The sequence below is a fragment of the Streptomyces sp. PA03-6a genome, from assembly GCF_033792765.1.
Classification (GTDB): Bacteria; Actinomycetota; Actinomycetes; order Streptomycetales; family Streptomycetaceae; genus Actinacidiphila.
Genome location: NZ_JARAVK010000052.1, coordinates 7,053 through 32,351 on the forward strand (window position 1 = coordinate 7,053; position 25,299 = coordinate 32,351).

Annotated in this window: 4 protein-coding genes; 3 read left to right on the forward strand and 1 reads right to left on the reverse strand. The window is 75.0% G+C overall.

What is annotated here, in order from left to right:
* Nucleotides 1-64 precede the first annotated feature (64 nt).
* From PV350_RS15215 to PV350_RS15225, 3 genes are all read left to right on the forward strand, one after another.
* The gene (locus tag PV350_RS15215; RefSeq protein ID WP_500334301.1) at nt 65-21,937 is read left to right on the forward strand and encodes a non-ribosomal peptide synthase/polyketide synthase; all 21,873 of its coding nucleotides are present in this window, start codon (nt 65-67) and stop codon (nt 21,935-21,937) included.
* Nucleotides 21,934-22,140 carry an MbtH family protein gene (locus PV350_RS15220; RefSeq protein WP_500334288.1) on the forward strand — a complete coding sequence of 69 codons (207 nt, stop codon included), beginning with the start codon at nt 21,934-21,936 and terminating at the stop codon, nt 22,138-22,140. The genes PV350_RS15215 and PV350_RS15220 overlap by 4 nt, the downstream gene beginning before the upstream one ends.
* 164 nt (nt 22,141-22,304) lie before the next feature.
* Nucleotides 22,305-24,128, forward strand: a complete 1,824-nt coding sequence (locus tag PV350_RS15225; protein WP_500334290.1) for a hypothetical protein — start codon at nt 22,305-22,307, stop codon at nt 24,126-24,128.
* 72 nt (nt 24,129-24,200) lie between these two features.
* On the opposite strand, the gene PV350_RS15230 is transcribed toward PV350_RS15225, so the two are convergent.
* Entirely contained in the window at nt 24,201-25,274 is a 1,074-nt protein-coding gene (locus tag PV350_RS15230) for an iron-siderophore ABC transporter substrate-binding protein (RefSeq protein WP_500334291.1), read from the reverse strand.
* Nucleotides 25,275-25,299: the final 25 nt, after the last annotated feature.

A 25,299-nucleotide genomic window follows, 5' to 3' on the forward strand; every position in this document is an offset into this window, starting at 1 on the left:
GTCGAGTCGATTCCGCACATAAGGGAAGGCACGGGCACCGGTGTCGGGTAACGAAGAACTGGCGATGGCGGCAAAGGACTTCTGGCGCGAGCGGCTGATTCCGCTCGCACAGGAGACCGTTCTCCCCGTCGACTTCCCCTATCCGCAGCGTCCCGCGGGACCGGCCGCGGTCCGCTCCCGTGCCCTGCCCGGCACGGCCTCGGGTCAGGAACGGCACCTCGCGGCGTACGTCGCCCTGCTCCACCACTACGGCGGCGGGGCCACCGACCTCGTCCTCGCCCACGACGGCCTGCCGCTGCGCGTCGCCCTCACCGCCGACACCACCTTCGCCGGGCTCACCGCGCGGGTGGCCGACGCCGCGGAGCGGGCCCGTGCCCACCGCGCCCCGGCCACCGTCCTCGCCGCCGAGCTGGGCGCCGCGGCGACCCGCGGCGGCGGTCTGCTCTGCAACACCGGCTTCGCCGCCGGCGACTGGGCCGGCGGTCCTCTCGACCTCGAACTGCGGGTGGCGTCCGGCGAGGTCCACGCCGCCTATCACCCGGGCCTCTTCGAGGCCGCCACCGTCGACCGGATCCTCGGCCACTACGCCACCCTCCTCGCCGACGCCACCGCGTACCCCGACCGCGCGGTCGGCGACCTCGCGCTGCTCGACGGGCCGGAGCGGCACCGGGTCCTCCACGAGTGGAACGACACCGACCACGACGTGCCGCTCGCCACCTGGCCCGCCATGTTCGCCGAGCAGGTCCGCACCCGGCCCGACGAGACCGCCCTGGTCTTCGAGGACGTCCGCCTCACCTACGCCGAACTCGACGCCCGCGCCAACCGGCTGGCCCACGCCCTCGTCGCCCGGGGCGCCGGCCCCGAGACGGTGGTGGCACTGGCCGTGCCGCGCTCGGCCGAGCTGATCGTCGCCGAGGTCGCGGTGCTCAAGTCCGGCGCCGCCTACCTGCCGGTCGACACCGACTACCCCGCCGACCGCGTCGCCTACATGCTCGCCGACGCCACGCCGGTGTGCCTCGTCACCACCGCCGAGGTCGCCGCCGACCTGCCCGGCGAGGTGCCCACGCTGCTCTTGGACGCCCCGGAGACCGTCGCCGAGCTCGCCGGGCTGCCGGCCCACGACCCCGGGTCCGGCGGCCGGCTGACGGTCGCGAACGCCGCCTACGTCATCTACACCTCCGGCTCCACCGGCCGGCCCAAGGGCGTCGTCCTCTCCCACGCCGGCGTCGCCAAGCTCGTCGCCACCCAGAGCGAGCGCTTCGGCATCGGCCCGCACAGCCGGGTGCTGCAGTTCGCCTCCCCGAGCTTCGACGTCGCCTTCTGGGACCTGTGCCTCGGCCTGCTCTCCGGCGGACGGCTCGTCGTCGTACCCTCCGAACGACGCGTCCCCGGCCCGCCGCTGGCCGACTACGCGAACGCCCACGGCATCACCTTCATGATCCTGCCGCCCGCGCTGCTCGCCGCCATGCCCGACGACGTGCACCTGCCCGCGGAGGCGACGCTGCTCGCCGGCACCGAGCGCGTCTCGCCCGAACTCGTCGGCCGCTACGCGCGCGGCCGCATGATGTTCAACGCCTACGGCCCGACCGAAGCGACCACCAACTCCACGCTCGGCCTGTGCGATCCCGACACCCCGGCCGGCACCATCGTGCCCATCGGCGTACCCGATCCCGGCACCCGCGCCTACGTCCTCGACGCCCGGCTGCGGCCGGTCCCCGCCGGTGTCGCGGGAGAGCTCTACCTCGGCGGCGCCGGGCTGGCCCGCGGCTACCTCGGGCGCCCCGACCTGACGGCCGAGCGCTTCGTCGCCGACCCCTTCGGCGAACCGGGGGAGCGGCTGTACCGCACCGGCGACCTCGTGCGCTGGAAGTCCGACGGGCGGATGGAGTTCCTCGGCCGCGTCGACAGCCAGGTCAAGATCCGCGGCTTCCGCATCGAGCCCGGCGAGATCGAGTCGGTGCTGCGCGCCCACCCCGGCGTCGCCCAGGCCGCCGTCGTCGTCCGCGAGGACCGGCCCGGCGACCGGCGGCTGGCCGCTTACGTCGTGCCGTCGCTCGACGCCGACGCCGAGGTCGCCGAGTGGAAGGACCTGCACGAACTCCTTTACTCCGCCGCGGGTTCCGAGGGCTTCCAGGAGAACTTCGCCGGCTGGAACAGCATGTACGACGGGCTGCCCATCCCGCTCGCCGACATGCGCGAGTGGCGGACGGCCACCGTCGAGCGCATCGCCGCGCTCGCGCCGCGCCGCGTCCTGGAGATCGGCGTCGGCAGCGGCCTGCTGCTGTCCCGCCTGGCCCCCGGCTGCGAGGCGTACTGGGGCACCGACGTCTCCGAGGAGGCCGTCGCCGCGCTGCGCGCCCAGATCCGCGACGTACCGGAACTCGCCGGTCGCGTCGAGCTGTCGGCCCGCCCCGCGCACGACACCACCGGACTGCCCGAGGGCCACTTCGATGTCGTCGTCATCAACTCCGTCGCCCAGTACTTCCCGGGCGCCGACTACCTCCAGGACGTGCTGCGCAAGGCCGCCGCGCTGCTCGCCCCCGGCGGTGCGATCTTCGTCGGCGACGTGCGCAACCTGCGGCTGCTGCGCACCCTGCGCGCCGCCGTGGAGAGCCGCCGCGGTGCCGGCGACGAGGGCGCCGCCGGTGACGCCGCCGACAAGGAGGCCTTGCGCGCCGCCGTCGACCGCTCGGTGGCGTGGGAGGGCGAACTCCTCGTCGACCCGGACTGGTTCGCGGGTCTCGACGGTTTCGCCGCCCAGGTGCGCGTCAAGCGCGGCGTCCACCACAACGAGCTGACCCGCTACCGCTACGACGTCGAACTGCGCCCGGCACCCACCTCGGTGGAGCCGGACACGGGTGACGAGATCGCGTGGGCGGCCCTCGGCGGCCTCGACGCCCTGGACGCCCGGCTCGCCGCGCGCCCGGAGCGGCTGCGCGTCACCGCCGTGCCCAACGCCCGCCTCACCGAGGACCTCGACGCCCTCGCCGTCCTCGACGACAGCAGCCGCCCCGGCGCAGACGGCGCCGGCAGCGTCGATCCTGAATCGCTGCACGAACTCGCCGCGCGGCACGGCCTGTCCGCCGCCCTGACCTGGACCGGGGACGCCGACGACGGCAGCGTCGACGCCGTCTTCACCGCCGAGGGCGCCGACCCGGGCCCGCTGTACCGGCCCGGCGGCGGCCGCCCGTTCGCCAACCGGCCCGCGCCCTTCCGCGACGTCACCGCGCTGATGCGCACGCTGCGCGCGCACGCCGCCGAATTCCTGCCGGAGTACATGGTCCCCGCGGCCCTCGTGCCCCTGGACCGGCTGCCGGTGACGCCCAGCGGCAAGCTCGACGGCGCCGCCCTGCCCGTCCCCGACTACGCCGCCCTCAGCTCGGGCCGCGCCCCGCGCGACCCCCGCGAGGAGCTGCTGTGCGCCCTGTACGCGCAGGCCCTCGGCGTGCGGACCGTCACGATCGACGACGACTTCTTCGCGCTCGGCGGCGACAGCATCGTGGCGATCCAGCTGCTCGTCCTCGCCCGCCGCGCCGGCCTGCGCCTCACCCCGCGCGACGTGTTCCGGCACCGCACCGTCGCCGCGCTCGCCGAGGTCGCCGAGGAGGGCGGCCCGGACGACGCCACCGCGGAGGAGCAGGCCGCGCCCCTGCTGTCCCTGACGGACGCCGAACTGGCCGCCGTGCGCGGCGACCTCGCGGTCACCGTCGACGAGGTGCTGCCGCTCGGCCCGCTGCAGGAGGGCTTCTTCTTCCACGCCCTCGTCGACGGCGCCGACCACGACGCCTACGTCGTGCAGCAGGCCGTGGAGCTGTCCGGCCCCGTCGACGGCGCAGCGCTGCGTCGCGCCATGGAACGGCTCCTGGAGCGGCACGCTCCGCTGCGCGCCTGCTTCCGCCAGCTCCCCGACGGCCGGCCCGTCCAGGTCGTCACCAGTGGCGCCGTGCTGCCCTGGCGCGAGGTCGACCTGTCCGCGCAGGAGGACGGCGTGCGCCGCGGCCTCGCGGACGCCGTCGCCGCCGACGAGCGGTCCCGGCCCTTCGACCTCGCCCGGCCGCCGCTGCTGCGCTGCGCGCTCGTCCGCCTGGGCGCGGACCGCAGCCGCCTGCTGCTGACGTTCCACCACATCGTCGCGGACGGCTGGTCGCTGCCCGTCCTCCACCGCGAGCTGATGGCCCTGTACGCGGACGACCCGGCGCCGCTGCCCGCGGTGCCCGCGTACGCCGGCTACCTGCGCCGCATCGCCGCCGCCGACCGGGACGCCGCCCGCACCGCGTGGCGTACCGCGCTCGCCGGGCTCGAAGGCCCGACGCGCCTGGTGGACGCGCCCGCGGACGGCGGCCCGGTGGAGCCCGCGCAGATCCGCGTGGAGCTCTCCGAGCGCGTCACGGCCCGCCTCACGGCCCGTGCCCGCGAGCTCCGCGTCACCCTCGGCACCGTCGTGCAGGGCGCCTGGGGCCTGCTGCTGGGCCGGCTGACCGGACAGCAGGACGTCGTGTTCGGCACCACCGTCTCCGGCCGCGACGCCGCCGTCGACGGCATCGACTCCATGGTCGGCCTGTTCATAAACACCCTGCCGACCCGGCTCGCCTGGGACCCGGCCACCGGCCTCGGCACGCTGCTGCGCCGCCTCCAGGACGAGCAGAGCACCCTGCTGGACCACCAGCACCTCGGCCTCGCCGAGATCCAGCGGGCCGCCGGGCACGCGGGCGGCGGCGAACTCTTCGACACCCTCGTCGTCTTCGAGAACTACCCCGCCGAGACCGGCCTCGCCGACCCCTCGGGCACCGTGCGCGTCAGCGGCCACGCGTTCCACGACACCGTGCACTATCCGCTCGCGCTCATCGTGAAGCCCGGCCGCCGCATGGACCTGCGGCTCAAGCACCACGTGCGCCGGATCGACGCCGAGGCCGTCCGCGCCCTCGGCGACCGGCTCACGCTGCTGCTGGAAGCCATCGCCGACGACCCCGGCCGCCCGGTCGGCTCCGTCGACCTGCTCACCCCGCACGAGCACGCCACCGCCCACCTCGACGGCGCCGCCCGCGACGTCCCGGCGACGACGCTGCCCGCCGCCATCGCCGCGCAGACCGCCCGTACCCCCGGCGCGACCGCCGTCGTGTACGGCGACACCACCCTGACGTACGCCGAACTCGACGCGCGCGCCGAGGCGCTGGCCGCGCGGCTGCGCGCCCGCGGCGCCGGCCCCGAGGGCTTCGTCGCCGTCGCCGTCCCGCGTTCGGCGGAACTGATGGTGGCGCTGCTCGGCGTCCTCAAGTCCGGCGCGGCCTACCTGCCCGTCGACCTGGACTACCCCGCCGAGCGCGTCGCCTACATGCTCGCCGACTCAGGCGCCACCACCGTCGTCACCACGGCGGCCGACGCCCCGCGGCTGCCCGCCGTGGAGGGCCTGACACCGCTGCTGGTCGACGCCCCCGCCGAAGACGCCCAGGTGAACGGTGCGGGTGCGGCGGCCCGGCCCGACGACCCGGCGTACCTGATCTACACCTCCGGCTCCACCGGCCGCCCCAAGGGCGTCGTCGTCACCCACCGCGCCGTCGTCAACCGCCTCGCCTGGACGCAGGGCGAGTACGGCCTGACGGCCGACGACCGCGTCCTGCAGAAGACCCCGTCCAGCTTCGACGTCAGCGTGTGGGAGTTCTTCTGGCCGCTGTGCGAGGGCGCCGCCGTCGTCCTCGCCCGGCCCGACGGGCACCGCGACCCGGTCCACCTCGCCGGGCTCGTCCGCGAACAGCGCATCACCACCATGCACTTCGTGCCCTCCATGCTGGAGGCGTTCCTCAGCACGCCGGAGGTGACCGCCGACGCCTCGTGGGCGGCGAGCCTGCGTCGCGTGCTCAGCAGCGGCGAGGCCCTGCCCGGCGCCGCCGCCGCGCGCTGGCAGGCGCTCACCGGGGTGCCGCTGCACAACCTCTACGGGCCCACCGAGGCCGCCGTCGACGTCACCCACCACGCCTTCGACGGCGCCCCGGACACCACCGTGCCCATCGGCCGCCCGGTGTGGAACACGGGCCTGCGCGTGCTGGACGCCTGCCTGCGCCCGGTGCCGGACGGCGTGCCCGGCGAGCTCTACCTGACCGGAGTGCAGCTCGCCCGCGGCTACCACGGCCGCTCCGCGCTCACCGCCGAGCGTTTCGTCGCCGACCCGTACGGCGCGCCCGGCGAGCGGATGTACCGCACCGGCGACCTCGTGCGCCGGCGTTGGGGGTCCCCCCGGACGGAGGCTGGGGGAGGTGTCCTGGAGTACCTGGGCCGCACCGACCGCCAGGTCAAGCTGCGCGGCAACCGCATCGAGCCCGGCGAGACCGAGGCCGCCCTCGTACGGCTCCCGCAGGTCGCCCAGGCCGCGGTGACCGTGCGCGAGCAGCGCCTCGTGGCGTACGTCGTCCCGACGCGCGACTGCCGCCCGGACACCGCCGCCCTGCGCGCCGCCGTGGCCGAGCTGCTGCCCGCGCCGCTCGTCCCGGACGCCTTCGTCGTGCTGGACGCGCTGCCGCTGACCCCCAGCGGCAAGCTCGACCGCGCCGCGCTGCCCGCGCCCGAGGCCGAGCGCGCCCCCGCCCGCGCCCCGCGCACCGACCGCGAGCGGACGCTGACGGAGGTCTTCGCGGCCGTCCTCGGCCTGCCGGACACCGGCCCCGACGACGACTTCTTCCTCCTCGGGGGCGACAGCATCAGCTCCATAGGCGTCGCCAGCCGCGCCCGCGCCGCCGGTCTCGAACTGACCCCGCGCGACGTCTTCGAGCACCGCACCCCCGCCGCCCTGGCCCTGGCCGCCCGCACCGGCGCCACCGCCCCGGAGCGAACCGGCCCCGTCCGCCCCGAGCTGACGCCCGGGGAGACCGAGCGCGTCCACCGCACCGCCGGGGGAGCCGTCGCCGAGATCTGGCCGCTCGCCCCGCTCCAGGAAGGCCTGTTCTTCCACTCCGCCTACGACGACGGCGCCCTGGACGTCTACACCGTCCACGAGACCTTCGACTTCGCCGAGCGCCTGGACGAGGACCGGCTGCGCGCCGCCGCCCGCACCCTGCTCGACCGCAACCCGGGGCTCCGCGCCGGGTTCACCAGCGACGGGCTGCGCCAGCCGGTGCAGTTCATCGTCGCCGAGCCCGAAGTGCCGCTGGAGACCGTCGACCTGTCGGAACTGCCCGCCGCCGAGCAGGAGGTGCGGCTGCGCGCCCTGATGGACGAGGAGCGCACCTGCCGCTTCGACCTGTCCGCGCCGCCCCTGTTCCGCATGCTGCTCGTACGCCGCGGCGCGGAGCACGGCGACCGCCTCGTCATCGGCCGCCACCTGATCCTGTGGGACGGCTGGTCCGCCTGGCTCTTCCTCGACCAGCTCTTCGCCCTCTACGCGACGGGCGGCGACGACGCCGGCCTGCCGCGCCCCGGCTCCTACGGGGACTACCTGGCCTGGCTCGGCACCCAGGACGACGCCGCCGCGACCGCCGCCTGGCGCGCCGCGCTGGCCGGCCTGGAGGAGCCCACCCTGCTCGTCCCGGCCGTCGCCGACGCGGGCCTGGAACCCGTCATCCCCGAGCAGCTGGACGCGGTGCTCCCCGCGGAGCTCGGCGACTCGCTGCGCGAGCGGGCCCGCGCCCACGGCCTCACCCTCAACACGGTGCTCAACGCCGCCTGGGGCCTGACCCTGGCCTCCGCGACCGGCCGCACCGACGTCGTGTTCGGTACGACCGTCGCGGGCCGGCCGACCGAGGTGCCGGACGTCGGACACGTCATCGGCATGTTCCTCAACACCGTTCCCGCCCGCGTCCACCTCGACCCGGCGGAGCCCGTCCTGGACCTGCTGCGGCGCATCCAGGGCGAGCGCCTGGAACTCATGCCGTACGAGTACCTGGGCCTCGGTGTGCTGCAGGCCGAGACCGGTCACCGGCGGCTGTTCGACACCCTCTTCGTGCTGCGCAACAACGACACCGAGGACCGGCTGGAGCGGCTGCGCACCGAGCACGGCGCCGCCGCCGTCGCCAACGTCGACGCCACGCACTACCCCGTCAACCTGATCGTGACGCCGGGGCAGCGCGTCCTCGTCACGCTCGCGCACCGGCCTGACGTCGTCCCGCACGAGACCGCCCGCGCGCTGCTGGACCGCTTCACCCTCCTTCTGGAGCGCTTGGCGCAGGACCTGACGGCCCCCGTCGGCGGTCTCGACCCGCTGCTGCCCGCCGAACACGCCGCCCTGGAGCGGGAGTGGGCCGTCAGCCGCGTCCCGGAGCCCACCGAGACCATCGCCGACCTCCTCGCCGCGCAGGCCGCCCGCACCCCGGACGCGACCGCCCTCGTCTTCGGCGAGCGCACCCTCACCTACGCCGGACTCGACGCGGCCGTGAACCGCACGGCCCGGCTGCTGCTGGCCCGCGGCGCGGGCCCGGAGAAGGTCGTCGCGCTGGGCCTGCCCCGCTCCGCCGAGATGGTCGTGGCCCTCTTCGCGGTGCTGCGGACCGGCGCCGCCTACCTGCCGCTGGAGCTGGACCACCCGGCCGACCGGCTCTCGTTGATGCTGGAGGACGCCCGGCCGCTGCTGCTCCTGACCAACGCCGCCGTCTCCGCCACCCTGGACGCCCGCACCCCGCGCGTCCTGCTCGACGATCCGTCCGTCGCCGCCGAGCTGGCGGAGCTGTCCGACGCCCCGGTCGTCGCGAGCTTCAGCCTGGAGCACCCCGCGTACGTCATCTACACCTCGGGCTCCACCGGCCGCCCCAAGGGCGTCGTCACCCCCTACCGGGGCCTGACGAACATGCAGCTCAACCACCAGAAGGAGATCTTCGAACCGGCGATCGCCGCGGCGGGGGGCCGGCGGCTGCGCGTCGCGCACACCGTCTCCTTCGCCTTCGACATGTCGTGGGAGGAGCTGCTGTGGCTCGTCGAGGGCCACGAAGTGCACGTCTGCGACGAGGAGTTGCGGCGTGACGCCCACGCGCTGACCGCCTACTGCGAGCGGCACCGCATCGACGTCGTCAACGTCACCCCGACCTACGCCCGGCTGCTCATCGAGGAGGGCCTGCTCGAAGGGCACGTCCCGCCGCTGGTGCTGCTCGGCGGCGAAGCCGTCCCCGAGGCGGTCTGGACGCGGCTGCGCGACACCGAGGGGAGTTACGGCTACAACCTGTACGGCCCCACCGAGTACACCATCAACACCCTCGGCGGCGGCACCCACGACAGCGCCACGCCCACCGTCGGCCGCCCCATCCGCGGCACCCGCGCCCACATCCTCGACGCCTGGCTGCGCCCGGTGCCCGACGGCGTCCCCGGCGAGCTGTACATCGCGGGCATCGGCCTGGCCCGCGGCTACCTGGACCGGCCGGGTCTGACCGCCGAGCGGTTCGTCGCCGACCCCTTCGGCGAGCCCGGCGAGCGGATGTACCGCACCGGCGACCTGGTGCGGCGTAACCCGGATGGGAACCTCGACTTCCTCGGGCGCACCGACGACCAGGTCAAGATCCGCGGCTACCGCGTCGAGCCCGGCGAGATCGAGACCGCCCTCAGCCGCCACCCGCGCGTCTCGCAGGCCGCCGTCGTCGTCCGCGACGACCGGCTGATCGGCTACGTCGTCCCGGCCCCCGCCGACGCCACCGAGCGCGAGTCCACCGAGCGCGCCCAGGTCGGCGAGTGGCAGGAGATCTACTCCGACGAGTACGAGGAGATCTCCACCGCCGTCTTCACCGAGGAGTACGCGGGCTGGGACAGCTCCTACGACGGGCAGCCCATCCCCTTCGAGGACATGCACGAGTGGCGCGAGGCCACCCTCGCACGCATCCGCGAACTGCGCCCGCGCCGCATCCTGGAGATCGGCGTCGGCTCCGGCCTGCTGCTGTCGCGGCTGGCCCCGGACGCCGATGCGTACTGGGCCACCGACTTCGCCGCCCCCGTCATCCGCAAGATCGGCGAGGAGCTGCGGCGCGATCCGGAGCTGGCCGCCAAGGTGGAGCTGCGCTGCCGTCCCGCCGACGACCTGGAGGGGCTGCCCACCGGGTACTTCGACACGGTCGTCATCAACTCCGTCATCCAGTACTTCCCCAGCGTGGCCTACCTGGAGTCGGTCGTGCAGGGCGCCATGGACCTGCTCGCCCCCGGCGGCGCGCTCTTCGTCGGCGACGTCCGCAACCTGCGGCTGGCCCGCACCTTCCACACCGAGATCCAGCGCGCGCGGGGCACCGACGGAGAGGAGTTCGAGCGGGCCGTGGAACGCGGCCTGCGCCTGGAGAAGGAACTCCTGGTCGACCCGGACTTCTTCGCGCACCTCGGCTACGGCCTCGACCTGCGCACCAAGCGCGGACGTCACCACAACGAGCTGACCCGGCACCGCTACGACGCCGTGCTCTACCGCGGAGAGGCCTCCGTTCGGCTGGGCGAGGAGTCCGTGGTGGCGTGGTCGCCCGGTCTTGCCGAGCGGCTGCGCGAGGAGCGGCCCGAGCGGCTGCGCCTCAGCGGCGTGCCGGACGGCCGCGTCCGTCCGGACGGCGTCGACCCGGAGACCCTGCACGACCTGGCCGCCGACCTCGGCTGCCGCGTGCTCACGACGTGGGGCGCCGAAGCCGGCACCTACGAGGCCGTCTTCGTCCCGGCCGGCACCACCGGTACGACCGCCGGGCTGTACCGGCCGGGCGGCGGCAGCGCCCCGTACGCCAACGACCCGGCCGCGGGCCGCGACGAGAGCGCCCTGGTCCGCGTGCTGCGCGAGGACCTGAAGCGCGAACTGCCCGAGTACATGGTCCCGGCCGCCTTCGTCACCCTCGACCGGCTGCCGATGAACGCCAACGGCAAGCTCGACGTGCGGGCGCTGCCCGACGCCGAGCCGGCCGTGGCCCTCGGCGGCGGACGCGGACCGCGCACCCCGCAGGAAGAGGTGCTGTGCCGCCTCTTCGCCGAGGTGCTGGCCCTGCCGTCGGTGGGCGCCGAGGACAGCTTCTTCGACCTGGGCGGCCACTCGCTGCTCGCCACCCGCCTGGTCAGCCGGGCCCGCACCGAGCTCGGCGCCGAACTCGCCATCCGCGACCTCTTCGAGGCCCCGACGCCCGCCCGGCTCGCGGAGCGCGCCGACGCCGGACGGCCCGCCCGCCCCGCGCTCACCGCGGCCGCCGAACGGCCCGCCCTCGTCCCGCTCTCCGCCGCGCAGCGCCGCCTGTGGCTGGTGGAAGGCCTCACCGGCGGCGGCGCCGCGTACAACTTCCCGCTCGTCTTCCGGCTGCGCGGCGCCCTGGACACCGACGCACTGCGCCGGGCCCTTGGCGACGTCGCGGCCCGCCACGAGGCGCTGCGCACCCTGATCGGCGAGCAGGACGGCGAGCCGTACCAGCGGATCGTCCCCGCGGCCGAAGCCCTGCCGGGGTTCAGCGTCGCCGAGTGCGCCGAGTCCGACCTCCCCGGGCTGATCGAGGCGGCCCAGCGCCGCCCGTTCGACCTGACGGAACACCTGCCGCTGCGCTGCGAGGTGTTCCGGGTCGGCGCCGACGACCACGTGGTGGCCGTGGTGCTGCACCACATCACCACCGACGAGTGGTCCGACCGCCCCTTCATGGCGGACCTGACCGCCGCCTACACCGCCCGCGCCGCGGGCTCCGCCCCGGCCTGGCAGCCGCTGCCCGTCCAGTACGCGGACTACACCCTGTGGCAGGAGCGCCTGCTCGGCACCGTCGGTGACACGCAGCTCGCCTACTGGACCGACCGGTTGCGTGACCTGCCCGAGGAGCTGGCGCTGCCGCTCGACCGGCCGCGTCCCGCCGCGCCCACCGGCGCCGGCGCGATCGCGCGCGGTGAGGTGCCCGTGGGGCTGGGCCGGGAACTGCGGGAGCTGTCCACCGCGACCGGCACCAGCATGTTCATGCTGTTCCAGGCCGCGACCGCCGCGCTGCTGCACCGGCTCGGCGCGGGCGAGGACGTCCCGCTCGGCGCGCCCATCGCCGGCCGTACCGACAGCGGTCTCGACGACCTCGTCGGCTTCTTCGTCAACACCCTCGTGCTGCGCACCGACCTGTCCGGCAACACACTGACGTTCCGTCAATTGCTTGGCCGGGTCCGCGAGTCGGCCCTTGAGGCCTTCGAGCACCAGGACATGCCCTTCGACCGGGTCGTGGAGGCGGTGAACCCGCCCCGCGCGGCGGGCCGCAACCCGCTGTTCCAGGTGATGCTGGGCTACCACCACCGCCCCGACGGCGACCCCGACGTCTTCGGGCTGCCCACCGAGTGGTTCGACATGGACACCGGCACGGCCAAGTTCGACCTCGACTTCACCTTCGTCGACCACGGCGAGGCACACCCACTGGCTCTGCTGCTGGAGTACGCGACCGACCTGGCCGACGAGGCCACCGCCGCGCTGCTCGTCGCCCGCCTGGTCCTGCTGCTGCGGCAGGCCGCGGCCCACCCGGACCTCCCGCTGGCGGAGTTCGACCTGCTCACGCCCGCCGAGCACGAGGCCGCCGCCGTCGCCTGGAACGACACGACGCGGCACGGAGCGGAGACCCGGGCGGTGCCCGAGATCCTCGCCGACACCGTACGGGCCCACCCGGAGCGGACGGCCCTGGTGACCGCCTCCGGCACGCTGACCTTCGCCGAACTGGGCGTCCGCGTCGACTCCGTCGCCGCCCTGGTCCGTGCGCACGGCGCGGCCGAGGGCACGGTGGTGGCCCTCGCGCTGCGGCGGCACGCCATGGTCCCGGCGATCCTCGCCGTGCTCGCCTCGGGCGCCGCCTACCTGCCGCTCGATCCCGCCCTGCCCGCCGACCGGCTGGAGTTCATGCTCCGCGACGCAGGCCCGGTCTGCCTGCTCACCACCGCCGACCTCGCCGAACGCCTCCCGGCCACGCCGGGCGTCGCGCGGCTGCTGCTCGACGGGCCACTGCCCGAGGCCGAGTTCGCACACCCCGCCGGGTACCCGCCGCCGAGTGCCGCGTACACCCTCTACACCTCCGGCTCCACCGGCACCCCCAAGGGCGTCATCGGCACCCACCGGGGCCTGTCCAACCTCTTCGGCGCCCACCTGCGCGACATGGTCGAACCGGCTGTCCGTGCCACCGGCCGCGCGGTCCTGAAGGCCGCGCACACCGCGTCGTTCAGCTTCGACGCCTCCTGGGACCCGCTGCTGTGGCTGCTGGCCGGCCACGAACTGCACGTCGTGGACGAGACGACGATGACGGAACCGGCCGCGCTCCTCGCGCACCTGGCGGAGACCGGCGCCGACTACGTCGACCTCACCCCGACCTACCTGGGCGAGCTGACCCACCACGGTTTCCTCGCCGCGGGCGGCTACGCGCCCGCCGTCCTCACCGTCGGCGGCGAGGCCACCCCGCCCGGCCTGTGGCAGCGGCTGTCCGGGCTCCCCGGCACCCAGGTGCACGACCTGTACGGGCCCACCGAAGCCTCCGTCGACGCCTACGGTCGCCACAACGGCGCACCGGAGTGGGCGGCGCCGCTGGACAACACCCGCGCGTACGTCCTCGACGAGCGGCTGCGCCCGGCACCGCTCGGTGTGGCCGGCGAGCTCTACCTCGCCGGAGCGGGCCTGGCCCGCGGCTACCTCGGCCGGCCGGACCTGACCGCCGAGCGGTTCGTCGCCGACCCGTACGGCACCCCCGGCGAGCGCATGTACCGCACGGGCGACCTGGCGCGACGCCGGGCCGACAGCACCCTTGAGCACCTGGGCCGTACCGACGACCAGGTCAAGATCCGCGGCTTCCGTGTGGAGCCCGGCGAGATCGAGTCCGTCCTCACCGCCGATCCCGGTGTGTCCACGGCCGCCGTCGTCGTCCGCGAGGACACCCCCGGCGTGCCGCGCCTCGTCGCGTACGTCGTCCCCGCCCCCGGCCACGAGCCCGACCCGGCCGCGCTGCGCGCCCGTGTCGCCGCCGTGCTGCCCGAGCACATGGTGCCCGCGGCGTTCGTGAACCTGGCGGCCCTGCCGCGCACCGTCAACGGCAAGCTGGACCGGGCCGCGCTGCCCGCCCCCGACCTGTCGTCCGCGGTCGGCGGCCGCCTGCCCCGCACCCCGCGCGAAGAGCTGCTCGCCGAGCAGTTCGCGGCCGTGCTGGGCCTGGAACGGGTCGGCATCGACGACGACTTCTTCGTCCTCGGCGGCCACTCGTTGCTCGCGATGCGTCTGATCAGCCGCATCCGTACCGCGCTCGGCGGCGAGGTCACGCTGCGCGCCGTCTTCGACTCGCCCACCGTCGCCCGGCTCGCCACCCTGCTGGACAGCCGGGGCGCCGAGGAGCGTCCGGCCCTGACCGCCGGCCGCGCCCTGCCCGAGCGGCTGCCGCTCTCCTCGGCCCAGCGCCGGCTGTGGCTGCTGCACCAGGTCGATGCCGCCGACCCCTCGTACAACCTCCCGGCCGCCTGGCGCCTGACCGGCGCCCTGGACCGTGCCGCGCTGGAGGCGGCGCTGAACGACCTCGTCGCCCGCCACACCACCCTGCGCACGGTCTTCCCGGCCGTGGACGGCGTGCCCCACCAGCACGTCCTGGCCCCGGAGCAGGCGCGCGTGACGCTCGGCACCGCGACCCCCGACGAACTGCCCCGGATCGCCGCGCGGCCGTTCGACCTGGAGCGCGAACTCCCGCTGCGTGCCCACCTGTCCGCGACCGGTCCTGACGAGCACGTACTGCTGCTCGTGCTGCACCACATCGCCACCGACGAGTGGTCCGACCGGGCCCTGCTCGCCGACCTCGGCACCGCCTACGCCGCGCGCGCCGCAGGCCACGGCCCCGACTGGGCCCCGCTGCCGGTGAGTTACGCCGACTACACGCTCTGGCAGCGCGAGCTGCTGGAGCACTCCGGCGACGACCTGCTCGCGTACTGGACCGAGACCCTGCGCGGCCTCCCCGAGGAACTGGCGCTGCCCACCGACCGGCCGCGCCCCCAGGAGTCCTCGCACACCGGCGGCACCGTGGGCTTCACGATCCGGCCCGAGCTGGAACGCTCCCTGCGCGCGCTCGCCCGCCGCGAGGGCGCCAGCATGTTCATGGTCTCCCAGGCCGCCGTCGCCGCCCTGCTGCACCGGCTCGGCGCGGGCGAGGACATCCCGCTCGGCGCGCCCGTCTCCGGGCGCGCGGACGAGCGCCTGGAGGACCTCGTCGGCTTCTTCGTCAACTCCCTCGTGCTGCGGACCGACCTGTCCGGCGCGCCCGGCTTCGCGGAGCTGCTGCGCCGCGTCCGGACCGCCGACCTGGCCGCGTACGAGCACCAGGACCTGCCCTTCGAGCGGCTGGTCGAAGCCCTCAACCCGAGCCGCTCGCTGGCCCGGCACCCGCTCTTCCAGGTGATGGTCGTCCATCTCGCCGAGCGCGCCGGCACCCCCGTGCTGCCGGGCCTCACGGCACGCCCGGAGCCGGTCGGCCAGGACACCGCCAAGTTCGACCTCAGCTTCGACTTCGTCGAGCAGGGCGAGGGCAACGGCATCCAGGGCTGGATCGAGTACAGCGCCGACCTCTTCGACCGGCCGACCGCCGAACTCCTCGCCCGCCGCATGGAACGCCTGCTGGAGCAGGCCGCCGCCGCACCCGAGCGGCCCGTCGGGCACCTGGACGTACTGGAGGACGACGAACGCACCCGCGTCCTGGGGGAGTGGAACGCCACCGGCCACGCCGTGCCCGGCCGCACCCTCCCCGAGCTGTTCCGCGCCCAGGCCGCCGCGACCCCGGCCGCGCCCGCGCTGCTGGTGGAGGACACCCCGGTTGCGTACGCGGAGCTGGACGCCCGCGTCGAACGCCTCGCCCACGTCCTCGCCGGCGCGGGCGTCGGCCCGGAGTCCACGGTGGCCGTCGCGCTGCCGCGCTCGGCGGCCCTGGTCGTCACCCTGCTCGCCGTCCACCGCGCGGGCGGCGCCTACCTGCCGCTCGACACCGACTACCCGGCGGAACGGCTGGCGTTCATGCTCGCCGACGCCCGCCCGGTGTGCGTGGTGACCACCGACGGCGTCGGCCTGCCGGACACCGACGCGCCGCGCCTCCTGGTCGACGCCGACGGCGCCCCGGCGGCGGACGCCGCCACCGGCCCGCTCCCGCAGGCGTACGACCCGCTCCGGCCCGCCTACGTCATCTACACCTCCGGCTCGACCGGCCGTCCCAAGGGCGTCGTCCTACCGCAGGAGGGCATCGTCAACCGCCTGCTGTGGATGCAGGACACCTACGGCCTGACCGCCGACGACCGCGTGCTGCAGAAGACGCCGTCGAGCTTCGACGTGTCGGTCTGGGAGTTCTTCTGGCCGCTGATCACCGGCGCGACGCTCGTCGTGGCGCGCCCCGAGGGCCACAAGGACCCGGCCTACCTCGCCAGGCTCATCCAGGACAGCGGCGTCACCACGGCGCACTTCGTGCCGTCGATGCTGCGTGCCTTCCTTGACGAGCCGGCCGCGGCCGGCTGCACCGGACTGCGCCGTGTGATCTGCAGCGGCGAGGCGCTGCCCGCCCCGCTCGCCGCCCGTTTCCACGCGGTGCTGGGCACGGCCGGGCTGCACAACCTGTACGGCCCCACGGAGGCGTCCGTCGACGTCACCGCCCACCACGTCACGCCGGGGGCCGGCACCGTCCCCATCGGCCGTCCGGTGTGGAACACCCGCACCTATGTGCTGGACGCCTCGCTGCGCCCGGTTCCCCCTGGCGTGCCGGGTGAGCTGTACCTCGCGGGCGTCCAGCTGGCGCGCGGCTACCTCGGCAGGGCCGGGCTGACCGCCGAGCGGTTCGTCGCCGACCCGCACGGGGAGCCCGGGAGCCGGATGTACCGCACCGGCGACCTGGCCCGCTGGACGCGCGAGGGGGAGCTGGACTACCTGGGCCGCGTCGACGACCAGGTCAAGCTGCGCGGCTTCCGCGTCGAACCGGGTGAGATCGAGGGAGTGCTGTCCGGGCATCCCGCGGTCGCCTCGGCCACCGTCCTGCTGCGCGACGAGCGCCTGGTGGCGTACGTCGTCCCCGCTCCGGGACAGGACGCCGGCACGGCGACGCTGCGCGCCCACGCGGCCGCCGCGCTGCCGGAGCACATGGTGCCCGCCGCCTTCGTCGTCCTGGACGGACTCCCGCTCACGCCGAACGGCAAGCTCGACCGCGCGGCCCTGCCCGCGCCGGACTTCGCCGCCCAGGTCACCGCGACCGTGCCCCGCACCCCGCGCGAGGAGCGCATGTGCGAGCTCGTCGCTGCCGTCCTCGGCCTCGAACGGGTCGGCGCCGACGACGACTTCTTCACCCTCGGCGGCGACAGCATCGTCGCCATGCAGCTCGTCGTCCGGGCCCGCGCCGCCGGGCTGACGATCACGCCGCGCGACGTCTTCCGCCACAAGACCCCCGCGGGCCTGGCGGCCGTCGCCGTCGACACCGTCCGCGAGGACACCGAGGGCGACACCGAGCTGCTCCCGGATCTCACCGACGCCGAGCGCGCCGAACTCCCCGGCGCCGGAACGGCCGAGTTGTTGCCGCTCACCCCGCTCCAGGCCGGCCTGCTCTTCCACGCCTCCTTCGACTCCGGCGACCAGGGACCCGACGTCTACACCGTCCAGGTGTCGTACGACATCGAGGGCGAGCCCGACCCCGAGCGGCTGCGCGCCGCCGGGCAGGCCCTGCTCGACCGGCACGAGAGCCTGCGCGCGGGCTTCCGCTACCTCTCCTCCGGCCGCCCGGTGGCCGTCGTGCCGCGCTCGGTGCCGCTGCCGTGGCGCCACGTCGACCTCACCGCCGTCCCGGACGCCGGGCAGGAGTGGGAGCGTCTGCTGCTCCAGGAACGCCGCCGCTTCGACCCCGCCGAACCGCCGCTGCTGCGGCTGCTGCTGGCCAGGACGGGCGAGGGCGCCCACCGCCTCGTCCTGTCCCACCAGCACCTGCTGCTCGACGGCTGGTCGGTGCCCCGCCTGATGGCGGAACTGACCGCCCTCTACGAAGGGACCACCCCGCCCGCCGGCGCCCCCTACCGCGACTACCTGCGCTGGCTCGCGGCGCAGGACACGGCGGCCTCCGCGGCCGCCTGGGCCGCGGCCCTGGACGCGCTGGAGGAGGCCACCCACCTGGTGCCCGCCGACGCAGGCCGGGCGCCGGTCGTGCCGCTCACCCACACGGTCGAGGCCGACGAGGAGCTGACGGAGGCGCTGGGCGCGCTCGCCCGGCGCCGTGGGCTCACCGTCAACACCCTCGTGCAGGCCGCCTGGTCGGTCGTGCTGTCCCGGCTGACCGGCCGCGACGACGTGGTGTTCGGTGCGACGGTCGCGGGTCGTCCGCCGGAGCTGGACGGCGTCGAGTCGATGATCGGCCTGTTCATCAACACCGTGCCCGTACGCGTCCGGCTGCGCCCGCAGGAGCCGGTCGGCGCCCTGCTGGACCGCCTCCAGGACGAGCAGTCGCGCCTGCTGCCGCACCAGCACCTGGGCCTGGCGGACATCCAGCGCGGCGCCGGACTCGGCGACCTCTTCGACACGCTGATGGTCTTCGAGTCCTACCCGGTCGCGGAGGAGCCGGAGGAGCCGGGGCTGCGCCTGTCGGTGCGCGAGCACGAGGACTCCACGCACTACCCGTTCGCCTGGGCCGTCGAGCCCGACGAACGCCTGCGCCTGACGGCCGAGTTCCGCCCCGACCTGTTCTCCCCGGCCGCCGCCGGGCGCATCGCCTCGGCGATGCTCTCCGTCCTGTCGGCGATGGCCGCCGACCCGGACACCGCCGTCGGCCGCATCGACATCCTGGGCGACGCCGACCGGCGCCTGCTGCTGGAAGCCTGGAACGACACGGCCCTGCTCCCGCGGGCCGGCGACGCCACCGTCCCCGCCCTCTTCGCGGCGCAGGCCGCCGCGTCCCCGGACGCGGTCGCCGTCACCGACCCGTCCGTGACGTGGACCTTCGCCGAACTGGCCGCACGTACCGGCCGGCTGGCCCGCGTGCTGGCCGGCGCGGGCGCGGGCCCCGAGGGCATCGTGGCGCTGGCGCTGCCCCGTACCGCCGACCACATCACGGCGATCCTGGCGGTCATGACGGCGGGCGCCGCCTACCTGCCCATCGACCCCGGCCTGCCCGCCGACCGCGTGCTCGACATGCTCGCCGACGCGGCGCCGCGGCTGATCCTCACCACGCGGGAACTCGCCGCGTCCCTGCCGGACACCGGTGTCCCGGTGCTCCACCTGGACGCCCTCGACGGGCTGCCCGAGGCGGCCCCGCAGGCACCGGCCCCCGACCACCCGGCGTACGTCATCTACACCTCGGGCTCGACGGGCCGCCCCAAGGGCGTCGTCGTCACCCAGCGCAGCCTCGCCAACCTCTTCCGCAGCCACCGCCACGACCTCCACGACCGCGCCAAGGAACTGACCGGGCGCCGCCACCTGCGGGTCGGCCACGCCTGGTCGTTCTCCTTCGACGCGTCCTGGCAGCCGCAGCTGTGGCTGCTCGACGGCCACGCGCTGCACATCGTGGACGACGAGACGCGCCGCGACGCGGAGCAGCTCGCCGCCCTGATCCGCGCCGAGGGGCTGGACTTCATCGAGGTCACACCGTCGCTGCTCGCCCAGATGGCGGACGCCGGACTGATCCGCGACGGGAACTGCCCGCTGGCGGTGGTCGGCGTCGGCGGCGAGGCCGTGCCGGACGCCCTCTGGTCGCGCCTGGCGGCGCTGGGGTCCACCGAGGCCTTCAACCTGTACGGGCCCACCGAGGCCACCGTCGACGCCCTCGTCGGCCGGGTCGCCGACAGCGACCGGCCCGTCGTCGGCCGCGCCGTGCGGGGCACGCGGGCCTACGTCCTGGACGGCTCGCTGCGCCTGGTCCCGCCCGGCGTCACCGGCGAGCTGTACCTGTCCGGCGCCGGGCTGGCCCGCGGCTACCTGGGCCGGCCCGACCTGACGGCGGAGCGCTTCGTCGCCGACCCGTACGGCCCGCCCGGCGCCCGGATGTACCGCACCGGCGACCTCGCGAGGTGGACCGAGGAGGGGCAGCTGGAGTACGCCGGCCGCTCCGACGACCAGGTCAAGATCCGCGGCTACCGGGTCGAGCTCGCCGAGGTCGAGACCGCCATCGCCGCGCACGGCACCGTGGCCCAGGTCGTCGTCGCCGCCCGCGAGGACCGGCCCCGCGTGCGGCAGCTGGTCGGCTACGTCGTCCCCGCCGAGGGCCGCACCGCCGACCCCGCCGCCCTGCGCGCCCACGTGGCGGCGAGCCTGCCGGAGTACATGGTCCCGGCCGCCGTGGTCGTCCTGGACCGGCTGCCGCTGCTGTCCAACGGCAAGCTGGACCGCAAGGCGCTGCCCGCCCCCGACTTCACCGCGGGCACGGGCGGCCGCAGGCCCGGCAACGACACCGAACGCACCCTGTGCGGCCTGGTCGCCGAGGTGCTGGGACTGCCCGCCGAGGCCGTCGGCACCGACGACGACTTCTTCGCCCTCGGCGGCGACAGCATCGTCGCGATGCAGTTCGTCAGCCGTGCCCGGGCGGCAGGGCTGCGGATCACCCCCCGTCAGGTGTTCCAGCACCGCGACGTGGCCTCGCTCGCCGGGGTCGCCGTCCCGCTCGCGGGCGACGAGCTGGTCCGCACCCACGACGACGGCACCGGCCTCGTCCCGCTCACCCCGATCATGCACGCCCTGCGCGAGCGCGGCGGCCCCATCTGGGGCTACCACCAGGCCGCCTTCCTGCAGACCCCGGCGGACCTGGACGAGGACGGCCTACTGGCGGTCCTGCGCGCCGTGGCCGACCGGCACGACATGCTCCGCGCCCGCCTGGAACGCACCCGCACCCAGCCGTGCCACAAGGGCGACAGGGGCGAGCAGTGGGCGCTGCGCGTGCCCGCCCCGGGCACCGTCGACGTGGCGTCCTGGCTCGCCCGCGCCGACGTCTCGGGCGCGGACGACACCGCGCTGCGGGAGGCGATCTCCGCCCACGCGGTCAGCGCGCGCGCCGGACTCGACCCCGACACCGGCGACATGGTGCGCGCGGTGTGGTTCGACGCCGGGCCCGGACGGCCGGGACGGCTGCTGCTGCTCCTGCACCACCTCGTCGTCGACGGCGTGACCTGGCGCATCCTGCTCCCCGACCTCGAGACCGCCTGGGCGGCCGTCGCGGCGGGCCGCACACCGGAGCTGCCCCCCGTGGACGTCTCCTTCCGCCGCTGGTCCGAACTGCTCACCGCCCGCGCCCTCGACCCCTCCCGCGAGGACGAACTGCCCCGTTGGACCTCGGTCCTCGCGGACGGCGCGGGCCTGCCGCTGGCCCGGCCGCTGGACACGGCACGCGACACCGTGGAGAGCACCCGCTACCTGTCGCTGACCCTGCCCGCCGAGGTCACCGGGCCGCTGCTCGGGCGGGTGCCCGCCGCGTACGGCGCGAGCGTCAACGACGTGCTGCTGACCGCCTTCGCGCAGGCCGTCGCCGACTGGCGCACCCGGCTGCTGGGCGCGGAGCCCGGCACCGCGGTCCTCGTCGACCTCGAAGGCCACGGCCGCGAGGAGGAACTCGCCGGCAACGCCGACCTGTCCCGTACCATCGGCTGGTTCACCAGCGTCGTCCCGGTCCGCCTCGACCCGGGCCCGGCGGGCCTCGACCCCGACGAGGCCGTCGCCCGCGTCCGCGAGCACCTGACGGGCCCGTCCACCGGCGGCGTCGGACACGGCCTGCTGCGGCACCTCAACCCGGTCACCGGTCCGGAACTGGCCCGGCTCGCCGAGCCGCAGATCGAGTTCAACTACATGGGCCGCTTCGACGTCCCCGAGGCCGCCGACTGGTCGTACGCGCCGGAGGGCGACGCCGCCGACCTCGACGCCGACCCCGGGATGCCGATGTCCCACGCCCTCACCCTCAACGCCCTCACCGAGGACCGCCCCGGCGGCCCCGAGCTGAGCGCCCACTGGGCCTACGCCGGCGAACTCCTCACCGAGGAGGCCGTCCGGGATCTGGCGCAGACCTGGTTCCGGGCCCTTGAGGCCCTGGTCACACGGAAGGAAACCACCCGATGAGCAGCAACCCCTTCGAGAACCCCGACGGCGTCTACTCCGTCCTGGTCAACGCCGAGGGCCAGCACAGCCTGTGGCCGGACTTCGTCACCGTCCCGGCCGGCTGGACCGTCGCCCACGGCCCGGCCGCCCGCCAGGATTGCCTGGAGTACATCGAGACCAACTGGACGGACCTGCGCCCGAAGAGCCTCGTCGAGGGCCGGTAGCCGCCCGCACACGCCGAGGGGGCCGCCCCGCACCGCGCGGGTCGGCCCCCTGCGTACCCCGGCCGACGGATCCGACCGACCTCGACCGTAATTCCGTCGACGAAGTGTGAGCAGGCCTGGCAGGCTGCGCACATGACCGACCGAATCGAGTCCCACCCCGCCCGGTGAGCGCCCGGGAAGAGCGCGACGCGCTCACGCTGCCGCCCGCCCTGTACGACCGTGCCCTGCACCTGCTGCGCGAATCCCCGGACGGGCTGCCGCCCCGGCGCGGGCACTCCCTCCCGGGGAAAGCCGAGTCAGCCGGTCCCCACCTGCCCCGGGACGAGGTCAGGGCCGCCATCCGCGCGGCCCTCGACCCGCTGCCGGACGACTCACCCACCCTCCACCACCGCTTCGCCCGGCTCGGCGTAGGGGACCGCCACAGGTCCCTGATCCGCTCCGCCGTCGCGGACCTGCAGCTGCCGGAGGAGCAGCGGGACACGGCCCGCGCACTGGCCCGGCGACTGACCAGGACCGGTACCACCGTGCCCGCCGTCACGGCGGGAATCGCCCTCCTCATCCGTCTCGGCGAGCCCGAGGACGTACCGTACCTCGCGGCTCTCGGGGTGTTCCGGCAGCTCACCGGTCTGGCCGTGAACGCCCTCGACCGACTGGACCGCAGGTCCGCGGCCGTCGTCCACCTCGCCACCTTCGCCGACGACGAGCTGCGGCCGCTCGTCAGGGCCCTGCGGACGGGAGACGAGCACGCGGTTTTCGCCGCGACGACCGCCCTTCCCAACCCGCTGCGCGGACTCGGCGCGGCGCACGCACGCCGGGTCGCGGAGGCCGTTCGGTTGCCCGGACTGCTTGACCGGCACCCCCGGGACACGGCTCTGCTGGCCCAGGCGGGCAGGCTGCTCGTGGTGATGGGGCGCTCGTACGACGACCCGAGCCACCTCCTCGCCTACCGGGACGCACTTGCCCTGTACGAGAGGGTCGTCACACGTGCGGGACTCCTCGCGCCTACCCTCGACCACCATGCCACCCTGCTCTCGCTCGCCCTCGACATGAGCAGCGGCTCAGCGGTGCTCCTGGACTGGCCGAGGAACCGGCGTGCGGCGCTGCTCGACACACTGGGGCGGCTGCTGGCCGAACCACGATGGGCCCCGCAGACGGCAGTCCCGGCGAGCACCGCGGAGCAGCGGCGGCGAGCGGGCTGGATCCGGCGGACCGGGCGGCGGCCGTTCACCCTCCCGGCCACGGGCGGCCGGCTGCGCATCGAGGTGGTGCCGGGTGACCCCGCGGACCGGGACCGGGCCGAGACCCGCATCCTCGTCGACGGCCGCCCCGTCGTCCCGGCGCTCTTCTCCCACGGTCCCGCGAACAGCCCCGAACTCCTGCTGGAGGAGGGGCGACTGCGCGCAGGTCCGGAGCCTCGCGAAGTGCAACTCGCGGAGGCCCGCTGCACCGAAGGCTGCTGCGGGGCGCTCCACGTCACGATCCGGCGCGACGGGGAGCAGGTTGTGTGGTCGAACTGGCGCCGGGCGCTGCCCGGTTCGGAGGAGCCCACGCCCGAGCCACCGCCGTACCGCTTCGACGCCGCGGCCTACGACGCGGAGGTCGCCCGCGCGGAGACCGACCGCGGGTGGTCCTGGCGCGCCCGTACCGTGGCCCGCCTCATCAAGGCGGGTCTGGTGGCGGAGCCCGATCTGCTGGGCAGATGGGATGCCAGCCGGGGCTGGATCAGCAGCAGCTTCGACGACCGGACGGACACCACCGTGGTGACCTTCTGGTACGTGCCCGGACTCGCCTCGGGGAACCCCGACCGGCCCGACAGCCCGCTCCAGTTCCGGTGGGACATCGCGGACGACGGCACACCGCCCGAGGCACAGGCTGCGGCCGCTTTGCGGCGCCTGTCGGGGGAGGACCCGAAGACCTACGCACGGCTGTGCGGCGGAACCCGGGAGCGCGCTCGGGAACTCGGGTACCCGTGGCCCGACACCTGGTGACCGGCACCGGGCCGACAGGAAGCTGCCCGGTGGTGTGTGCAGGCGTGCACACACCACCGGGCAGGCGGACGCTCAGGACGCGGGCTGCTCCACCTTCGTGGCCGGGTCGCCGTCCACCGCGGCGGCGAGCTGCGGGACGAGGCGGTCGAGGACGTAGGGGATGCTCAGCACGGTCGACAGGGAAACCGCGTTGCCGTAGTCGCCGGACTCCTTGACGAAGACCTCGCGGCCCTCCTTCACGACCTTCAGGTCGGCGTACAGCTTGTCCTCGTGCAGCTTCGCGACGGCCGTGGTGGTGTCCGGCACGATCCACACCGCGACGCTCTGGTCGAGCAGATCGGTGCGCTCCTTGCTGATGTTGGCGCCGAACGTGTCGCCGATCACCTTGTCCAGGTCGGCCGGGAGCTTCAGCCCGAGGTCGGCCAGCAGCCGCGAGCGGGCGTCCTGGCTGCCGTAGACGAAGGTGCCCTCGTACGGGGTGGCCATCACCGTGGTGGCGCCGGCGAACTCGGGGTGCGCCTTCTTGGCCTCGGCGAACTTCGCCTCGACGCCCTCGACGAGCTTCGTGGCCTCCTCGGGCTTGCCGAGCGCCTTGCCGATGGTCTCGGTCTGCTGCTGCCACGGGATGCCGTAGTCGTTGAACTCCTTGGGCTGGGCCACGACCGGCGCGAACTTCGACAGCGTGTCGTACTGCGCCTTGGTCAGGCCCGAGTACAGGGCGAGGATCAGATCGGGCCTGAGGGCGGCGATCTTCTCGACCTGCGGCCCGGTGCCGGTGTCCTTCAGGACGGTGGGCGCCGCGGCGGAGCCCAGCTTGTCCTGCGCCCAGGGGCCGACGGCGCCCTTGTAGCCGCCGATCCACTCGGTGGTGCCGACCGGGACGGTGCCGAGCGCGAGGACGGCGTCCTGGTCGGTGAGGCCCACGGTGACCACGCGCTTGGGCTCGGACTTGATCGTGGTGCTGCCGTACTTGTGGGCGATCGTGACGGGGAAGGCGTTGCCCGCCGACGCCTTGGTGGAGCCGGAGCCCGGCTTCGACGCGTCGGAGGGCGAGTCGGAGGAGCCGCAGGCGGCTGCCGCACCGACGAGCATCAGTACGGAGGCGAGCAGTCCGGCGAACCGGGTGGCTCTGTTGGCGCGGGGCATCGGGTGATCCTTCTGTTCGTTTCGG